General features: G+C 40.8%; 18 protein-coding genes. 6 read left to right on the forward strand and 12 right to left on the reverse strand.

All coding sequences use genetic code 11. The features are described from left to right. Positions 1–9: 9 nt before the first annotated feature. A complete protein-coding gene (pncA, locus tag AC4IFO_RS19285) occupies positions 10–636 on the forward strand; it encodes a bifunctional nicotinamidase/pyrazinamidase (RefSeq protein ID WP_490736886.1) in 627 nt (208 codons plus the stop codon). 92 nt (positions 637–728) lie between these two features. Here the strand turns inward: pncA and AC4IFO_RS19290 are convergent, their stop codons facing one another. Together AC4IFO_RS19290 and msrB are read right to left on the reverse strand one after the other, a co-directional pair. Next, complete coding sequence (locus AC4IFO_RS19290; protein WP_490736862.1) at positions 729–1,031, reverse strand: YeaC family protein; 303 nt, start codon at positions 1,029–1,031, stop codon at positions 729–731. 120 nt (positions 1,032–1,151) lie between these two features. Continuing rightward, complete coding sequence (gene msrB / locus AC4IFO_RS19295) at positions 1,152–1,565, reverse strand: peptide-methionine (R)-S-oxide reductase MsrB (RefSeq protein WP_490736864.1); 414 nt, start codon at positions 1,563–1,565, stop codon at positions 1,152–1,154. A 355-nt stretch (positions 1,566–1,920) separates the two neighbouring features. Here msrB and gapA point away from each other — a divergent pair, with 355 nt between their 5' ends. Next, complete coding sequence (gene gapA / locus AC4IFO_RS19300) at positions 1,921–2,916, forward strand: glyceraldehyde-3-phosphate dehydrogenase (protein WP_273803150.1); 996 nt, start codon at positions 1,921–1,923, stop codon at positions 2,914–2,916. A gap of 231 nt (positions 2,917–3,147) precedes the next feature. Continuing rightward, the gene (locus tag AC4IFO_RS19305; RefSeq protein ID WP_273826647.1) at positions 3,148–4,029 is read left to right on the forward strand and encodes a D-hexose-6-phosphate mutarotase; all 882 of its coding nucleotides are present in this window, start codon (positions 3,148–3,150) and stop codon (positions 4,027–4,029) included. Positions 4,030–4,099: 70 nt separating this feature from the next. Here AC4IFO_RS19305 and AC4IFO_RS19310 read toward each other — a convergent pair whose 3' ends face one another. From AC4IFO_RS19310 to fadR, 4 genes are all read right to left on the reverse strand, one after another. Next, on the reverse strand, positions 4,100–4,852 hold the full coding sequence (locus AC4IFO_RS19310) for a MipA/OmpV family protein (RefSeq protein WP_490736865.1): 753 nt from the start codon (positions 4,850–4,852) through the stop codon (positions 4,100–4,102). A 132-nt stretch (positions 4,853–4,984) separates the two neighbouring features. Continuing rightward, positions 4,985–6,064, reverse strand: coding sequence for an alanine racemase (gene alr, locus AC4IFO_RS19315; protein WP_490736867.1), 1,080 nt, complete (start codon positions 6,062–6,064; stop codon positions 4,985–4,987). 62 nt (positions 6,065–6,126) lie between these two features. Then, positions 6,127–7,428, reverse strand: a complete 1,302-nt coding sequence (locus tag AC4IFO_RS19320; protein WP_490736869.1) for a D-amino acid dehydrogenase — start codon at positions 7,426–7,428, stop codon at positions 6,127–6,129. Positions 7,429–7,926: 498 nt separating this feature from the next. Beyond that, on the reverse strand, positions 7,927–8,643 hold the full coding sequence (gene fadR, locus AC4IFO_RS19325; RefSeq protein ID WP_047756875.1) for a fatty acid metabolism transcriptional regulator FadR: 717 nt from the start codon (positions 8,641–8,643) through the stop codon (positions 7,927–7,929). A 220-nt stretch (positions 8,644–8,863) separates the two neighbouring features. Here fadR and nhaB point away from each other — a divergent pair, with 220 nt between their 5' ends. Continuing rightward, positions 8,864–10,411, forward strand: coding sequence for a sodium/proton antiporter NhaB (gene nhaB / locus AC4IFO_RS19330; RefSeq protein WP_490736871.1), 1,548 nt, complete (start codon positions 8,864–8,866; stop codon positions 10,409–10,411). Between the two features lie 156 nt (positions 10,412–10,567). After that, the gene (gene dsbB, locus AC4IFO_RS19335) at positions 10,568–11,089 is read left to right on the forward strand and encodes a disulfide bond formation protein DsbB (protein WP_490736873.1); all 522 of its coding nucleotides are present in this window, start codon (positions 10,568–10,570) and stop codon (positions 11,087–11,089) included. A gap of 73 nt (positions 11,090–11,162) precedes the next feature. On the opposite strand, the gene AC4IFO_RS19340 is transcribed toward dsbB, so the two are convergent. The 3 genes from AC4IFO_RS19340 to AC4IFO_RS19350 form a co-directional block, all read right to left on the reverse strand. Then, positions 11,163–11,462, reverse strand: coding sequence for a DUF333 domain-containing protein (locus tag AC4IFO_RS19340; RefSeq protein ID WP_490736875.1), 300 nt, complete (start codon positions 11,460–11,462; stop codon positions 11,163–11,165). Positions 11,463–11,501: 39 nt separating this feature from the next. Further along, positions 11,502–11,834, reverse strand: a complete 333-nt coding sequence (locus AC4IFO_RS19345; RefSeq protein ID WP_490736877.1) for a DMT family transporter — start codon at positions 11,832–11,834, stop codon at positions 11,502–11,504. Positions 11,835–11,947: 113 nt separating this feature from the next. Beyond that, positions 11,948–13,147 (reverse strand): sugar transporter, encoded by a 1,200-nt coding sequence (locus AC4IFO_RS19350; protein WP_490736878.1) that lies wholly within the window; start codon positions 13,145–13,147, stop codon positions 11,948–11,950. A 404-nt stretch (positions 13,148–13,551) separates the two neighbouring features. On the opposite strand from AC4IFO_RS19350, the gene AC4IFO_RS19355 reads away from it, so the two are divergent. Beyond that, positions 13,552–13,773: a DUF2594 family protein gene (locus tag AC4IFO_RS19355; RefSeq protein WP_490736880.1), complete on the forward strand. Its 222-nt coding sequence runs from the start codon at positions 13,552–13,554 to the stop codon at positions 13,771–13,773. Positions 13,774–13,949: 176 nt separating this feature from the next. Here the strand turns inward: AC4IFO_RS19355 and AC4IFO_RS19360 are convergent, their stop codons facing one another. From AC4IFO_RS19360 to htpX, 3 genes are all read right to left on the reverse strand, one after another. Beyond that, positions 13,950–14,228, reverse strand: coding sequence for a hypothetical protein (locus AC4IFO_RS19360; protein ID WP_490736882.1), 279 nt, complete (start codon positions 14,226–14,228; stop codon positions 13,950–13,952). A gap of 173 nt (positions 14,229–14,401) precedes the next feature. Continuing rightward, a complete protein-coding gene (locus tag AC4IFO_RS19365; protein ID WP_490736884.1) occupies positions 14,402–14,710 on the reverse strand; it encodes a DUF7677 family protein in 309 nt (102 codons plus the stop codon). Between the two features lie 57 nt (positions 14,711–14,767). Beyond that, the gene (gene htpX, locus AC4IFO_RS19370) at positions 14,768–15,649 is read right to left on the reverse strand and encodes a protease HtpX (protein WP_206086163.1); all 882 of its coding nucleotides are present in this window, start codon (positions 15,647–15,649) and stop codon (positions 14,768–14,770) included. Positions 15,650–16,165: the final 516 nt, after the last annotated feature.

Below are 16,165 nucleotides of genomic sequence, written 5' to 3' on the forward strand. Positions count from 1 at the left end.
GAGGAAATGATGAAAACGGCCCTATTGTTAGTCGATTTACAAAATGATTTCTGTACAGGCGGTACGCTCGCCGTGAATGAAAGTGAACATGTTATAGTCGTAGCCAATAAGGCAATCAAGGTTTGCCAGCAAAAAGACATCACCGTCATTGCGAGTCAAGATTGGCACCCTGCGGAACATTTAAGCTTTGCTGAAAATTCAGGTACACAAGTTGGCGATATCGGTGAACTTAATGGATTACCACAAGTGTGGTGGCCCGTGCATTGTGTCCAAGGCGAGCAAGGTGCGGATTTTCATCCCCGATTAAACACGCAAGCCATCCAAGAAACGTTTACCAAAGGTGAAAACCCACAAGTTGATAGTTATAGTGCTTTCTTTGATAACGACAAAGTGAGCCAAACACGCTTACATGCATGGCTACAAGCTCAAGGGATCACCCACTTAATGATTATGGGGATTGCGACCGATTATTGCGTTAAATTTACGGTGCTTGATGCCTTAAATTTGGGCTACAGTGTCGACGTGCTTGTGGATGGCTGCCGTGGGGTTAACTTAACGGCTAATGACAGCCAGAATGCGTTAATCGAGATGGAACAGCAAGGTGCCAAACTTATCACATTAGATGATATCGTCTAATCGTCCATTATCTTCGGCAATATTTTCTCAGGCTCGGTGTCCCTTGAGAAAATATTGCCTTTTGGCACTCCATTAAAATACTGCAGTTTAACTTAATCGTTATTTTGCGGTTTGAGTGTGGCTAGCATTTCCCCTTGGAACATCGTTTTGAGCTCTTGCTTACTCTTCATGGTGATTTCACCGTTTGTCCCTACCGTCATATGCTCAGGGTTATGGTTGTTACGCGATTGCCATAGCATGACCATCTGTAAGCTATGTTCTTTCTGCTCCGCCGTTAAAGGAACCCCATCAGGCCATTTCCCTAACTCAACCGCGGTGACAAGGCGCTCATAAATTTCCGGGGTCATCACTGCAAGTAATTGTTCAATATGTTTTGGGTCGACTTCTACGCTCACGGCACGCTCCTTCGAAAATGTAAACTGACGTTTAATTAAACTGCTTTTTTATTTCTAGCTGAATCGTTATTGCCTGCAAAAGCTGAAAGTAAAAAATAAACTTCAGCACCCTTCAGCTGCCTATCCACGTGTCTTTTCACCTGACTCTTCATCCAAAAAGCTTAAGGATGCTGAATTAATACAGTAACGTTGCCCCGTTGGCATAGGACCATCAGGAAACACATGCCCTAAGTGTGCATCGCAATTTTGACAGCGAACTTCGATGCGGTGCATCCCATGAGAGAAATCTTCGATGTATTTGATGGTATGGTCGTTCACTGCTTCATAGAAGCTCGGCCACCCACAACCTGCATCAAATTTGGTCTCAGACATAAATAAAGGTGTACCACAGCACAGGCATTCGTACACACCCTCTTTACGGTTATGCAATAATTGACCACTGAATGGCGGTTCGGTGCCCGCTTGCTGTGTAACATAGCGCTGCATCTCATTTAAATCTGAAATATCAACGTGTTGTTTATCTTTCTGTGACATGACTTACCCACGTATTTAAATAGTTTGTTCGGTTGATGACTATCATGCTGTAATTTTTAGCAACAAAAAATTAACAACATTTTTTATAAAACTATTCTAAACTAAGAAGCATCTTACTTTCCGTTTTGATTTGTGAAGCGTATCACATATATCACTGATAGATGGTTTCATTATGCCGTACAATCCCGATAATACGTGCGGCTGTATTTGCCGCTGAAATGGCTGACAAATAAGCAGTTAGTGGTATCAGAATTGATTTTTTTCAATAATTGACACGATTCCGCTTGACGGCTGGCAAGGTTTTGGTAACTTTAACTACAACTTAATTCACGAATAAATAGCTGGTGGAAATACTATGACTATCAAAGTAGGTATTAATGGTTTTGGTCGTATTGGCCGTATCGTTTTCCGTGCTGCACAAGAGCGTTCTGATATCGAAATCGTTGCTATCAACGACCTGCTCGATGCAGAATACATGGCTTACATGCTGAAATACGATTCAACTCACGGTCGTTTCAACGGTACTGTTGAAGTTAAAGATGGTCACCTAGTTGTAAACGGTAAAAAAATCCGTGTTACTGCAGAAAAAGATCCTGCAAACCTGAAATGGAACGAAGTCGGTGTTGACGTAGTTGCTGAAGCGACAGGTATCTTCCTGACTGACGAAACTGCACGTAAACACATCCAAGCAGGCGCGAAAAAAGTTGTTCTGACTGGTCCTTCTAAAGATGACACCCCAATGTTCGTTATGGGCGTTAACCACAAAGCTTACGCAGGTCAAGAAATCGTTTCTAACGCATCTTGCACAACTAACTGCTTAGCTCCACTGGCTAAAGTTATCAACGACAAATTCGGTATCGTTGAAGGTCTGATGACCACTGTTCACGCAACAACGGCAACTCAGAAAACTGTTGATGGCCCTTCTCACAAAGACTGGCGTGGTGGTCGTGGTGCTGCTCAAAACATCATCCCATCTTCAACTGGTGCTGCTAAAGCTGTAGGTAAAGTTATCCCTGAGCTGAACGGCAAACTGACTGGTATGTCTTTCCGTGTTCCTACTCCAAACGTTTCAGTTGTTGACTTAACTGTTCGTCTGGAAAAACCAGCAACTTACGCACAAATCTGTGATGCTATCAAAGATGCGGCTGCAGGCGAGCTGAAAGGCGTTCTGGGTTACACTGAAGATGACGTTGTATCAACAGATTTCAACGGTGAAAAACTGACTTCTGTGTTTGATGCTAAAGCAGGTATCGCACTCAACGATAACTTTGTTAAATTAGTTTCTTGGTATGACAACGAGACTGGCTACTCAAACAAAGTATTAGACCTGATTGCTCACATCTCTAAATAAGAGCTGTTAAGTAATTAGTCTGACTGAGCCGCCTATTGGCGGCTCTTTTGTATCATATCGAATACTGCATTAACATTTTCACTCACCTCATTTATCTTTAATCCATTATTCGATACTGTATAAACATGATTTTCGTAAGATTTAAGATAAGTGCCACACATCGCACAAATCTGCCACACGCAAAACGTATAATGCGTATTCATTCTGTCTCCACTAACACAGGCCGATACCATGCACGAAAAAATTTTTGCTCTACCCGTCATTAAACAACTTTCTGCCTATATCACCCAACGTCAATTAGGTGACTTGCCACTGATTGTAGTTTCTCACCCAAAAGTACGTGGTGCAGTGAGTCTACAAGGCGCTCATCTCATTGATTGGCAGCCTGCAGGGCAAAAGCCGTGCCTCTGGTTAAGCTCTGAAAGTGCGTTTAAAGACGGTGTGGCTATCCGTGGTGGTATTCCTATCTGTTGGCCATGGTTTGGCCCTGTAGCAAGCCCTAGTCACGGATTTGCGCGTATTTTACCTTGGCAGTTTACTGCCCATAATGAACATGATGATGGCGTGATTTTAACTTTCACGCTCACCGACACAGAATATACTCGTAAACTCTGGCCCCATGAGTTCACCTTGATTTTGCGAATGAAACTCGGTGAGACCTGTGAGCTTGAGCTCGAAAGTTATGGTGATTTTGAAACGACGGCGGCATTGCACACTTATTTCAATATCAGTGATATCCATAAAGCCACTGTTTATGGCCTTGGTGGTCATTATTTCGATAAAGTCGCCGATAAAGAAGTGTATGAGTCTGAACCGTTAAAATTCAATAAACATACTGACCGCATCTATTCAGAACCTGAAGAGTACAGCCTTCTACGCGATGATGGCTGGAACCGCACGATTGAACTACATCATTATCATAATAGTGATGTGGTGTGCTGGAACCCTTGGGCGGAATTATCATGCAGCATGCAAGACATGCCGAATAATGGTTATAAACAAATGGTCTGTGTTGAAACGGCCAGTATTAATGTGCCAATGAAAAGTGATGCGCAGCACCCTGCTCGACTATCTTTAGTGATGGTAAGCCGCGATAATAAACCGCAAGATTGATATTGATATTGAGATAAAATAAAACCCCAGTAGGATCACCCTCTGGGGTTTTATGATTGTTAACGACACATTAGAATGTGTAAGTTACACCCGTCCACATAATCGCAGAAACGGATTTGTTAACCATTGGGCTGTCTTTAACTTCACTCGGTAGGCGGTCAACACGCCCCATCGCAAATACAGTCCAATTTTCGTCGAAACGGTAGTTACCTGTGACTTCCATATACGGCGTCCAGCTTGAGCCTGGGTTATAGCGTTTTAAACCACTGTTACGGGATTCTTTTGAAGAAACACCATACTCATAACGGTTTTGATTTTTGCTATCCCATTTGATACCCAAGCCCGGTGTGATTGACCATTTGTCACCTTCGAAACCATACAGGTACGCAAACTCACCACGAATACCGTTGCTTATCCCAAGGATGTCACCTGAAATATTGGTGCGCAGTGTTCCCCAGTCCGCTTTATGGCGATAAGTTAAACCTGACATGACAGTATCACGGCGACGGTCTAATTCACGCATCGCTTTGTCATCATTGTCTTTAGGTTTGAAAAATTGTGGGTAATAAAATGCATCTAAAGACAGTTGATCTTGCGTGTCATTCCACAGGTAGTATCCCGCAGCTAATGTATGAAAGTAAAAGTTTTCACTGTCATAATTTACAATGGGTACTGGTGTAATGTAATCACGAGACTTGATGCCTTTATATGGCGTAGATTGTGCCAATACTGAGCCACCAACAGACCATGTACCCGCTAAAGCAGCACTAGATAACACGCTCAACGTCACAGCAAGTGTGGTTAATTTAATTGTTTTAGACATATTTAAACCTAAAAATAATGAGAGACGGATCAACGTTATATGTTATATCAATATGGAAAGATTCCCAATATTCATAATCTAAATCACATTTAAAGCTAAATCTGTGAAATTATTTACATCATTGGTTAACAATTATTCTACGCTTTTTTCGTAATGAACAGGAACTCTTTTTGCAAGGGCACACATTAATTCATAACCGATCGTCCCCGCGGCTTGTGCCACGTCATCTACGGGTAGGTTTTGTCCCCACAATTCGACTTTTGTTCCTAACTTCACATCATCACAGTGGGTAATATCAATCGTCAGCATATCCATGGAGACAGCACCGAGTAAATCACAGCGCGTTCCGTTACACCAAACGGGCGTACCATTCGGTGCATGGCGAGGGTAACCATCCCCGTAGCCGCAAGCCACTGTCGCAATACGCATGGGTTTTGATGACGTAAATCGACTACCATAGCCAATCGACTCTCCAGCCGTAATATCGTGTATCGCTATCACTTCTGATTGCAATGTCATGGCAGCTTTTAGTGAATATTGATGCACATCTGCTGATTTACCACTTGGCGATGCGCCATACAGTAAGATCCCCGTCCGTATCCAATCATATTGCGTATCTTTATGCCAAAGTGTCGCCCCCGAATTAGCAATGCAAGTTTGTAGAGACAAGTGGCTAAATTGCTTAATTTGTTCAAATGGTTCAGCAACCCCTGTATGCGTATCTGAATTAGCAAAGTGACTCATTAATGTTACTGAGGCAACATTTGGCATACCCGCCAGCCGTTGAACAACCGCTTGATACTCTGTGGCAGTAAAACCTAAACGATTCATCCCACTATTGAGTTTTACATATACCGAAATTGGGGAAGATAACTGTGCATTTTCAATGGCATAAAGTTGCCATTCACTGTGTACACTGGTGGTTAAATGATATTGATCGATAGCGCCTAAATCTTGCGGCTGAAAAAAGCCTTCAAGGAGCAAGATTGGCCCCTCCCAACCTTCCTCACGCAACAAAATAGCTTCTTGAATATCTAACACTGCGAAACCATCTGTCGCTTTTAATGCGGGCCAAATGTGTTTAATGCCATGACCATAACCATCCGCTTTCATGACTGACCATATTTTTGCTTGCCCTGAATGCTGACGCACAACGGATAAATTATGTTGTAAATTGCCTAAATGAATAACAGCACTAATTGGGCGTGGCATCTCAATTCCTTAAATACATGTCTATTTTTATGTCAGCACATCGACTATATAACCTAAATAAATCAACGCGCAGGGTTTAAATGCCCACCTGCCACTAATTTCGTATTAAACCCATCTAAATACCGTGATACTGATAAATCATCAGAGGCAATATCAGGTGTATTTCCTGAAATTAAATCCGCCAGCAATTTGCCCGCACCGCATGCCATTGTCCAGCCTAACGTGCCGTGCCCCGTATTCAAATATAAATTGCTATATGCGGTTGGCCCGACAATCGGTGTACCATCTGGCGTCATAGGTCTGAGCCCTGTCCAAAATTGCGCTTGGCTGATATCACCACCACCTTGATACAAGTCTTGTACCACCATTTTCAATGTTTCACAGCGTTTTTTTAGGATCTCTAAATTAAAACCAACCACTTCTGCCATCCCACCGACACGAATGCGTTCGTCAAAACGTGTCACTGCAATTTTATAGGTTTCATCTAAAATGGTGGAGGTTGGCGCTCTTTCGGCATCAATAATTGGCATTGTCAACGAATAGCCTTTGAGTGGATAAACGGGGATTTTAACCAATTTTTGCAATATTGCTGTGGAATAAGACCCCATAGCCACCACATATCTATCCGCTTGCAGGATCTGACCATCAATACGCACACCACTTACGCGTTGGCCTTCCGTTAGAATTTGTTCAACCTGCACACCAAATTGGAATTTTACCCCTGCATCACTGGCCATTTTAGCGAGCTTCTTAGTGAATTGTTGACAATCCCCAGTTTCATCATTTGGCAAACGCAACCCGCCCGTCAATTTGTGTTTTACAAATTCGAGCGCAGGCTCTGCTTTGATCAATTCATCAGAGGTTAGCAATTCATACGGCACGCCCTCTTGTTGTAACACAGCGATATCGTTCGCGGCATTATCAAATTGCTTTGCAGTGCGAAACAGTTGCAGCGTGCCCCCTTGGCGCTCCTCATAATGAATTCCGATATCATGTCTAAGTTCACGCATGCAGTCACGGCTATATTCAGCAATACGAACCATTCGGCTTTTATTCATTGCGTAATGCTGAATATCGCAGTTTTTGAGCATTTGCCACATCCAGCGTAACTGAAACAGCGACCCATCTGGACGAATTGCCAGTGGCGCATGCTTTTCAAACATCCACTTCACGGCTTTCAGGGGAATTCCTGGGGCACCCCATGGCGTTGCATACCCGGGTGAAACTTGTCCTGCATTGCCCGCACTGGTTTCTTCAGCAACATCGTACTGTCTATCCACAACAATAACTTCATGGCCTTCTTGCGCCAAATACCATGCTGTTGTCACACCAATAACACCTGCACCTAACACGAGAATTTTCATAGGGCCCTCAGCCGCGAAATGATGAATTATTCATTAGAATAATATTCTAGTATTCTTTTGCCAATGCAGTGAATTAACACTTTTAACAATTCAGATAAAAAATTCAATTATTGTCACAATATATTTACAATATGGATTTTTATTCTAATAGATGGAATATAATAAAATCCATTTAAATCATAATTATCAATGAATTACAATAAGAATTGAAAATAAACCTAAAAATCAAAATGATATTTTTCAGTATAATCTATCAAAGAGTAAGAACTTACTGTCGATTACCTCACACTCACCAACGCCCACTTTAAAAGCCAATACATCGTTAATTGCAATATTCATAGAATATTATTTTAATTAAACGTTTTATATCGATTGTTATAGCGTACATTCCCATGAAGAACGATAAAACGCACGTCTTAAAAAGACTAACAATAAAAAAGCCAGCAATCATCATTGAATGCTGGCTTTAATCATTGAAATTTTGGTTATGCTATATGCTTAACGAATATGGGCTAAATCAGATGGCATATTGCCTTGCATTGAATGCCAAATCAGGCCACTTTCCTTACCGTAATTACGTACACATTCCATAATACGGTCATAGGCTTGCTCACGGCACAGGTGGCTCAGTTGCTGGTAAAAGCTTAATGCTAAGCGCCTTGCTTCCGGGTTAGAAAAATAATACCGGCCAACACGGGTATACAAACCTCTTAACCCATTAATAATCAGCCCATAAATTGGGTTACCTGACGCAAAAGCGAGACCGCGGAAAATGTTATAATCCAAATCGCTAAATGCATCAGAATTGTCTTCCACTTTTTCTCTGCCCGCTAATACTTCTAAAGACTTTTCTGGGTTGTTCCGAAATGCTGTTCGGATAAAAATCGCGGCAATATTTGTCCGTACCGCCAGTAAATTATCAATCAGTTGCGGAACTCTATCGTGATCTAATCGAGCAAGCGTTTCTAAAATGTTTAAGCCCGACGTTTCCCAATAGTTGTTCACCTTCGTTGGCTTACCATGTTGGATGGTCAACCAACCATCACGAGCCAGACGCTGTAACACCTCACGTAAGGTAGTGCGTGTTACACCAATTAACTCTGACAGTTCGCGCTCAGCGGGCAAGATTGAACCTGGTGGGAAACGGTTGTTCCATATACTTTCAATAATGTACTCTTCCGCAAAACCTGCCGGGCTTTGAGCTTTAATAACCATATTTTTATTATTCCAAACCTTTTAAACGGATATTGGGGAAATCATACCAGATTGTCTTCTTCTGATATAGTTAGACTCAAAATAAAGAGTGAAACAAATCATAGAATTTCCATATAATTCATACATTATCAATTAGCAAATAGACTTAAAATCCTTAAAAGATAAGAGTAGTATGTTGTGGAACGTGACATAACATCCAATAAGAGGATAACGAGCCATAATGGATTTTAGTTTAAAAAGTGCATTTTTGAAAAACTTTCTGGGAAATTCCCCCGATTGGTACAAACTTGCGATTATTATATTCCTGATAATCAACCCAATTGTTTTCTATTTTGCCAGCCCATTTATCGCGGGATGGCTATTGGTGATTGAATTTATATTCACACTCGCAATGGCATTAAAGTGCTACCCATTACAACCCGGTGGCTTACTCGCTATCGAGGCAGTTCTTATTGGCATGACAAGCCCTGCACAGATTTCCCATGAAATCAGTAACAACCTTGAAGTGGTTTTACTGCTGATCTTTATGGTGGCAGGCATCTATTTTATGAAGCAACTTTTGTTATTTGTTTTCACCAAATTACTAATAAACGTCCGTTCTAAACGAATTCTGTCATTATCTTTTTGCTTAGCAAGTGCGTTTTTGTCTGCTTTTTTAGATGCGTTAACCGTTATAGCTGTCGTGATCAGCGTTTCCATTGGTTTCTATTCTATTTACCATCAATATGCCTCCAATCAGCACAGTGATATTGACCTGCAAAATGATGGATTTATCGATAGCTGCGAGCAAAAACAAACGTTAGAACAATTTCGCGCGTTTTTGCGTAGCTTAATGATGCATGCAGGGATCGGTACGGCACTCGGCGGTGTGATGACTATGGTCGGCGAGCCCCAAAACTTAATCATTGCAAAACATGTTAATTGGGATTTCATCACCTTCTACCTACGCATGGCGCCTGTCACTATCCCTGTTTTCCTATGTGGTTTAATCGTTTGTTTTCTCGTTGAAAAATTCAAACTGTTTGGTTATGGTGCCGAATTGCCAGATAGTGTTCGCCAAATTTTAACCGACCACGATAAAAAAATGACAGCAAAGCGCACGAAAAAGGAACAAGCGCAGTTATGGGTACAAGGGTTAATTGGTATTTGGCTAATCGTCGCTTTAGCGTTCCACTTGGCTGAAGTTGGGCTTATCGGTTTATCTGTGATTGTGTTAGCGACTGCATTTTGTGGTATTACTGAAGAACATGCGTTAGGTAAAGCGTTTGAAGAAGCGCTCCCATTCACCGCATTATTAACCGTCTTTTTCAGTATTGTTGCCGTTATTATTGATCAACAGCTATTCACGCCTTTTATTCAGTTTGTTTTGCAATCATCTGAATCTTCTCAGCTATCACTGTTTTATCTGTTTAACGGGTTGTTATCCGCTGTATCTGATAACGTCTTTGTGGGTACTGTGTACATCACGGAAGCAATGAAGGCGGCGAATGAAGGGCTTATTTCATCTGAGCAATACCAGTTTTTAGCCGTGGCTATCAATACAGGGACAAACCTCCCTTCTGTTGCAACACCGAATGGGCAAGCCGCATTCTTGTTCTTATTAACCTCCGCACTCTCACCATTAATTCGTTTATCATATGGTCGAATGGTTTGGATGGCTCTGCCTTATACTATTGTCATGACCATTGTGGGCTTATTAGGCGTAGAATACTGGCTCGTACCAGTTACCCATTGGATGGAGTCCATCGGTTTGATAACTTTTGGATAGGGATTATACTCAACATCAATCAGGCGTTTTATCAGCGCCTGATTGTAATGTTAGGTAAAACCTAACTCGAATCGGTATTTATTTTGCTTTAGGTGCTTTTTTTATCAGGCAGATAGGGGCAAAATGTGCGCATCACTCAATTAGGATATCTCAAGTATGTTCCGATTTTTTAACTACTGCTCACAAGGACGAGGCGCATGGCTATTGATGGCCTTTACAGCCTTTATGTTAGAGTGTGCGGCATTATATTTTCAACATGTTATGAAGCTACAACCTTGTGTAATGTGTATTTATGAACGCGTTGCATTGCTGGGTGTTATGTTTGCAGGCTTAATTGGCGCGATCACCCCCCGAAATATCATTATCCGCTGGGTAGCTATTGTTGTTTGGATTTACGCAGCATGGCGTGGTTTAGATCTCGCATGGGAACACACCATGCTGCAACTTTACCCTTCTCCATTTGCGTCTTGTGATTTCTTTGTCAACTTCCCAGATTGGCTACCATTACAAGAATGGGTGCCTGCGATGTTCGAAGCGACGGGTGACTGCGCGGTGAGGCAGTGGGCATTTTTAGGCCTTGATATGCCACAGTGGTTGATTGGTATTTTTGCTGCTTATATTTTAGTGGCAGTTATTGTGTTAATTAGCCAGTTTTTCCCTGCTAAAAAATCGTTTTAATCACAAACAAATTCACTAAATGCAAAAAGCCCCAAATTAAAGGGGCTTTTCTTTTATTAGGCTGAAATAAACATTAAATACAGGCACCACTTTGGATAGCATTTGCGGCACAACGTCTACCATTAGCAAATTGGCAAACTGCCGTTTTATCGCCATTTAATTCAAGTGTTAATGCAGGCAATCCTCCCGCAGAGACACAAGCTTCTTGGATTCCAGGTCCTAAATTAACCACTTGCTTTGCATACTGAGCTGCTGAGTTATCAACGGTTTTATTCACTTCTGAGCTTCCACAAGCCGATAACATCACTGACATTACACCCGCAACAGCAACTGCCATCACAGGTTTTAATAACTGGCTGACCTTACGCCCCATGCTCTTTTTCTCCTATAAAACCGCTGTCATCCCTTGCACTTAATGCGTGCTGCTTTTTGAAAATAAATTGATGACTAAAACACCAACTATAATTAATAGCATACCAATAATTGCAGGTAAATCGAGTTTTTGGTTATAAATATAAATTGCAGCGACTGAAACTAATACGATCCCTAAACCAGACCAAATAGCATAAGCTATCCCCAGTGGCATCACTTTCACTACCTGTGATAATCCCCAGAAAGAAACACCATAACCAATAATGACGATTAATGACGGCCAAAAGCGGCTAAACCCATCAGAAGCTTTTAATGTAGTGGTTGCAATTACTTCTGCAATAATAGACATCAAAAGAAAACTTAACCCTTTCATTGTTGTTCCTTATTGTTGTATTAAAAAATAAAATATAGCGATAAAACAGAAAAAAGCTCCGTATGCTTTAAAAGCACTACAGAGCTTATTTAACAGGCAATTAATTTAACGTATTAATGTTGTGCGGCTGGAGTCAGTTTATCACTCAATGTTTGGCTATAACGTCTGAATAAATAGAGACACAAAATAAATGCTATTGCGCCAATAACCGCACCTACATAACCAATTCGCGTCATACCCATATGCACAATCACTTGGTTACCTAGCAACGCCCCGCCACCGATCCCAATATTAAAGATACCCGAGAAGATAGCCATGGCTAAATCCGTTGCATCCGGTGCCAAATCAATCACTTTCACCTGCATGCCTAAACTAATGCACATCATCGCAATTCCCCAGAACACGGACAAGATAATCAGTGACCAGGCATTGCCCCCCATAGGCAACAGCAACAACAGGCATAGCGTCATTAACGCTATCGCGGATGGCAAGAATATTAATGAAAGTTTTGTACTATAGCGGCTAAAAATAACGCTACCAATAATACCTGCTGCGCCAAAAATAAGCAGTAATACCGTCGCAAAGTTTTGGCTTTGATGTGCTACATCGCGGACAAAAGGCTCAATATAGCTGTATGCTGCAAAGTGTGCTGTCACCACTAACACAGTTAAAGCAAACATCCCTACCAACGCAGGGCGCTTAAATAATACAGGGAGGCTTTTCAATGAACCTGAATGTTCACTTGGTAAGCGTGGTAGGAAACGGATCAGTGCAACCATTGTGAATAGCGCCACAACACCTATACACAAGAAAGTCACCCGCCAGCCTAAAAACTGCCCAATAACACGACCAATTGGTAGACCTAAAACAGTGGCTAATGCGGTACCCGTTGCGAGTAACCCCAGTGCCTGTGCTTTTTTTCCTGCGGGGGCAACACGAATAGCCAAAGAAGCAGTAATCGACCAAAAGACTGCATGAGATAGCGCAACGCCCACACGCCCAATTATTAGCACGTCAAAATTCCACGCAAAACCCGTAACAATATGGCTAATAATAAAAATAACAAACAAGAATCCCAGTAACTTACGACGTTCTATTTTACTGGTTAATAACATTAATGGTAATGACATCAACGCTACCACCCACGCATATATGGTGATCATCAACCCTGTATGCGCTACCGTCATGTCAAAACTGGCCGCAATATCACTTAATAATGCAACAGGCACGAACTCTGTTGTATTAAAAACGAATGCAGCAACCGCTAGCGCTAAAACGCGGATCCAAGCGGTTTTTCTCGATACTTGTGTCATTATTTATCTTGCCTTCAGTTTTCCATAAGCTAATGACACAAATCGGTTACCGACTTGTGATGATGGCCTAAGGGAAACATATGTTTAGAACTAAACTGAACGATTAAGCGGTGTTTTATTGCTCTACACGCCATATTTTTGTGAATTGTATCACAACTATTTAGCTATTTTAAAGCTCACTCTTGATATTGATAATCAACCTCAAAGCACTAAACTCCAATAATAATCTTTTCTAAAAAGCATCACGACAAAAAACTGGCCAATATTTCCAAAACATTAATCAAATGCATCAGAATTTGCATGCTTTATATTCGATTGCATACATCTTATTTATCTGAAAGCACATATTATTTTTTCTATGCTACAATCCATAAAATTACTTTTTATCTTAAAGGATCGATTTAATGAAAACCCATTTTCCTACTGAGCCTGATGTCCAAGCACTTGCCGATGAAGTGACCTGCTTAAAGAATCTAGTGACTCATATGCTTAAAGCAATTGGCCAAGCTGATGCAGGTAAAATTTTGATCAAAATGCAACGTGAAGTTGCTCAAATGGAAGACGAAAAACAAGCAGAAACCTATACAAGCATCTTAGAACAAATTAAAACTGGCTATCGCCAATAGATTATTTAGCGATAAATGCTATTTAAAGCACAAAAGTATTCAAGAATGGATTAACTGCACAAATAACTAAGTTTTTGTTATCAAAATCATCTATCTTTATTTACGAATTAAACCATTCTTTATTCATTTAGCTCCCCCTTCAAAACCCTATGAAGGGGGCTTTTTTTTGCTTTTAATTATTGCCCTGCTTGCGTAAACAGGCTATTGCAGTAGTTCGCGTACTCATCCACTGTTGTATTCTTCGTTTGCTTATCCCAACTTTTTTGCTCTTCAAAAGCCCAAACGCGAAAGACCTGCCCTACGTTTGCACCAGACATCCCGACTTCTTTGTAAATTCGGTGGTAAAACCCTTGGTTTGATTGGTAAATTTCAAATTTAATGGGAATAAGTCGCGCAGGGTTAGGCTCTGTTTGAAAAGAGTTACCGAAGAGTATTGTTTTAACAAGTATGTCCATGTATTGGCTCCCATATGAAATTAAACACAAGCAAAATTACCCATAGTTAGAGTTAATATAGCTTATTGTGGAAGATATTAATGTCTCGCTATCAAATAAATAGGTATTTTTACGTGATAACAATAAATGACGAGTCAGTTTTAGCTGATTTTCTAGAAATTCATATTCTGGTTTTAATTCGCGGGTATGCAATACAGCTCAGTTTCCCAATCTTCATAGGGCGGTTCGACAACATATGAGTGGTCATCATACCAACGAATATAGTCTGTTGCGCGTTTTTGCGCATGTTTGAAATTAGTGACATCTCCATTTTCATCAAGCTCTAGGGTATTGATTAAGATGGCATACACTTGCTCAACTAAACTGGGGTTGTCAGCGCATAGTTTGACATAATCAACATCACTTAACATGTAGTGGCTACCACTAGTCATAAAATACGCAAAAGTTCTCAGTGCACCACTGACACTCTGTGAAAGTTTCATTACTATCCCTATGCATACACAATAAAAAAGCCACTTCACATGAAGTGGCTTTCTAGACTATTTTAAATATTCGCCTGAGCGAAGTGCTTCAATTCGTTTGTCTAATGGTGGGTGAGACAGGAATAATTCACTGAATGCCTTACCACGACCATTAATACAAAATGCCATCAAACGCCCTTCTTCTTGCGGTTCATAACTCGTTTTCAGCCTTTGCAGTGCCGCGATCATTTTTTCGCGCCCCACTAATTTTGCAGAGCCTGCATCAGCATGGAATTCACGGTAGCGAGAGAACCACATAGTAATAATGCTCGCTAAAATACCAAATACAATTTCCAATACCATTGAAACCGCAAAGTAAACCATTGGGTTACCGTTGCTACTCTCACTTTCGTTATCATTGTTTGACATAAAACCTGCCGCTAATTGGGCAATGATACGAGAAATAAAGATAACAAAGGTATTCACAACACCTTGCAGTAACGTCATTGTCACCATATCACCATTGGCGATATGACTGATTTCATGGGCAATAACCGCTTCTGCTTCATCGCGGCTCATATTTTCAAGTAACCCAGTGCTCACTGCAACTAGCGATGCATCACGGCGAGCCCCTGTTGCAAAAGCATTAATATCAGGTGCATGGTAAATCGCTACTTGTGGCATTTGAATGCCCACTTGCTGCGCTTGACGCTGTACCGTCGTCATTAGCCACTGTTCAGTTTGGTTACGTGGGTTTTCAATAACTTCCCCCCCCACCGATTTCAGTGCCATCCATTTAGACATCAGCAATGAAATAAAAGCACCGCCGAAACCAAACAAGCCCGCCATAATCAGCAAGCCTTGAACGCTACTTCCACGAATACCGGTTAAACTCAAAATTATTCCAAACACAAACATTACTGCTAAGTTCGTGAGCAAGAATAAAGCAATTCTCATCATTTTTTTGCATTCCTTGGTAAAAACTAAGATCACGTAGAATTTACTTTATAAATAAGGTTTTTTCACACTATTTCAAGTCAATTAACACGAAAACAGTAAAAAATAACATAACTTTACACTAAGAGGTTAAAAAATGGGAAAGCACTCCCTATGCCTTTCATCTTATTTAGCATCCAATTTTTAAATATTTGTTTTAAAAGGGTCAATTCATAACCATTTCAATTTAAACTTCTTTTTAATTGAATCGAGAAAGCTAATTATTGAAGGGTATGAATCTTAATAATGTATTTATCGGCTCTTTTGATCTCTTTCTTAGCCTGATAAGCAATAGTTAGGATTTCGTTTACAAAAAATAATGCCACACAGCGGTGGCATTATCATCACAATATAATAGGGAAACAGCAAAAAACGCGTGTTCTAATTGGCTTTCTCTTTAGCAACTGACCCGTCCTGAATAAGGTTGACACTTTTTCAATTTAAAATTGGAGAGTGCAATGAAACCAATCACTAAACGAA

It is taken from the genome of Providencia sp. UF-224 (assembly GCF_058245955.1).

Excerpts from the sequence above, each read along its gene's own strand:
- AC4IFO_RS19360 (WP_490736882.1), bottom strand. The coding sequence starts at position 14,228 with ATGGACATACTTGTTAAAACAATACTCTTCGGTAACTCTTTTCAAACA.
- AC4IFO_RS19365 (WP_490736884.1), bottom strand. The coding sequence starts at position 14,710 with ATGAAACTTTCACAGAGTGTCAGTGGTGCACTGAGAACTTTTGCGTAT.
- htpX (WP_206086163.1), bottom strand. The coding sequence starts at position 15,649 with ATGATGAGAATTGCTTTATTCTTGCTCACGAACTTAGCAGTAATGTTT.
- AC4IFO_RS19350 (WP_490736878.1), bottom strand. The coding sequence starts at position 13,147 with ATGACACAAGTATCGAGAAAAACCGCTTGGATCCGCGTTTTAGCGCTA.
- msrB (WP_490736864.1), bottom strand. The coding sequence starts at position 1,565 with ATGTCACAGAAAGATAAACAACACGTTGATATTTCAGATTTAAATGAG.
- fadR (WP_047756875.1), bottom strand. The coding sequence starts at position 8,643 with ATGGTTATTAAAGCTCAAAGCCCGGCAGGTTTTGCGGAAGAGTACATT.
- AC4IFO_RS19310 (WP_490736865.1), bottom strand. The coding sequence starts at position 4,852 with ATGTCTAAAACAATTAAATTAACCACACTTGCTGTGACGTTGAGCGTG.
- AC4IFO_RS19355 (WP_490736880.1), top strand. The coding sequence starts at position 13,552 with ATGAAAACCCATTTTCCTACTGAGCCTGATGTCCAAGCACTTGCCGAT.
- AC4IFO_RS19305 (WP_273826647.1), top strand. The coding sequence starts at position 3,148 with ATGCACGAAAAAATTTTTGCTCTACCCGTCATTAAACAACTTTCTGCC.
- pncA (WP_490736886.1), top strand. The coding sequence starts at position 10 with ATGAAAACGGCCCTATTGTTAGTCGATTTACAAAATGATTTCTGTACA.
- AC4IFO_RS19320 (WP_490736869.1), bottom strand. The coding sequence starts at position 7,428 with ATGAAAATTCTCGTGTTAGGTGCAGGTGTTATTGGTGTGACAACAGCA.
- AC4IFO_RS19345 (WP_490736877.1), bottom strand. The coding sequence starts at position 11,834 with ATGAAAGGGTTAAGTTTTCTTTTGATGTCTATTATTGCAGAAGTAATT.
- dsbB (WP_490736873.1), top strand. The coding sequence starts at position 10,568 with ATGTTCCGATTTTTTAACTACTGCTCACAAGGACGAGGCGCATGGCTA.
- nhaB (WP_490736871.1), top strand. The coding sequence starts at position 8,864 with ATGGATTTTAGTTTAAAAAGTGCATTTTTGAAAAACTTTCTGGGAAAT.
- gapA (WP_273803150.1), top strand. The coding sequence starts at position 1,921 with ATGACTATCAAAGTAGGTATTAATGGTTTTGGTCGTATTGGCCGTATC.
- alr (WP_490736867.1), bottom strand. The coding sequence starts at position 6,064 with ATGCCACGCCCAATTAGTGCTGTTATTCATTTAGGCAATTTACAACAT.
- AC4IFO_RS19340 (WP_490736875.1), bottom strand. The coding sequence starts at position 11,462 with ATGGGGCGTAAGGTCAGCCAGTTATTAAAACCTGTGATGGCAGTTGCT.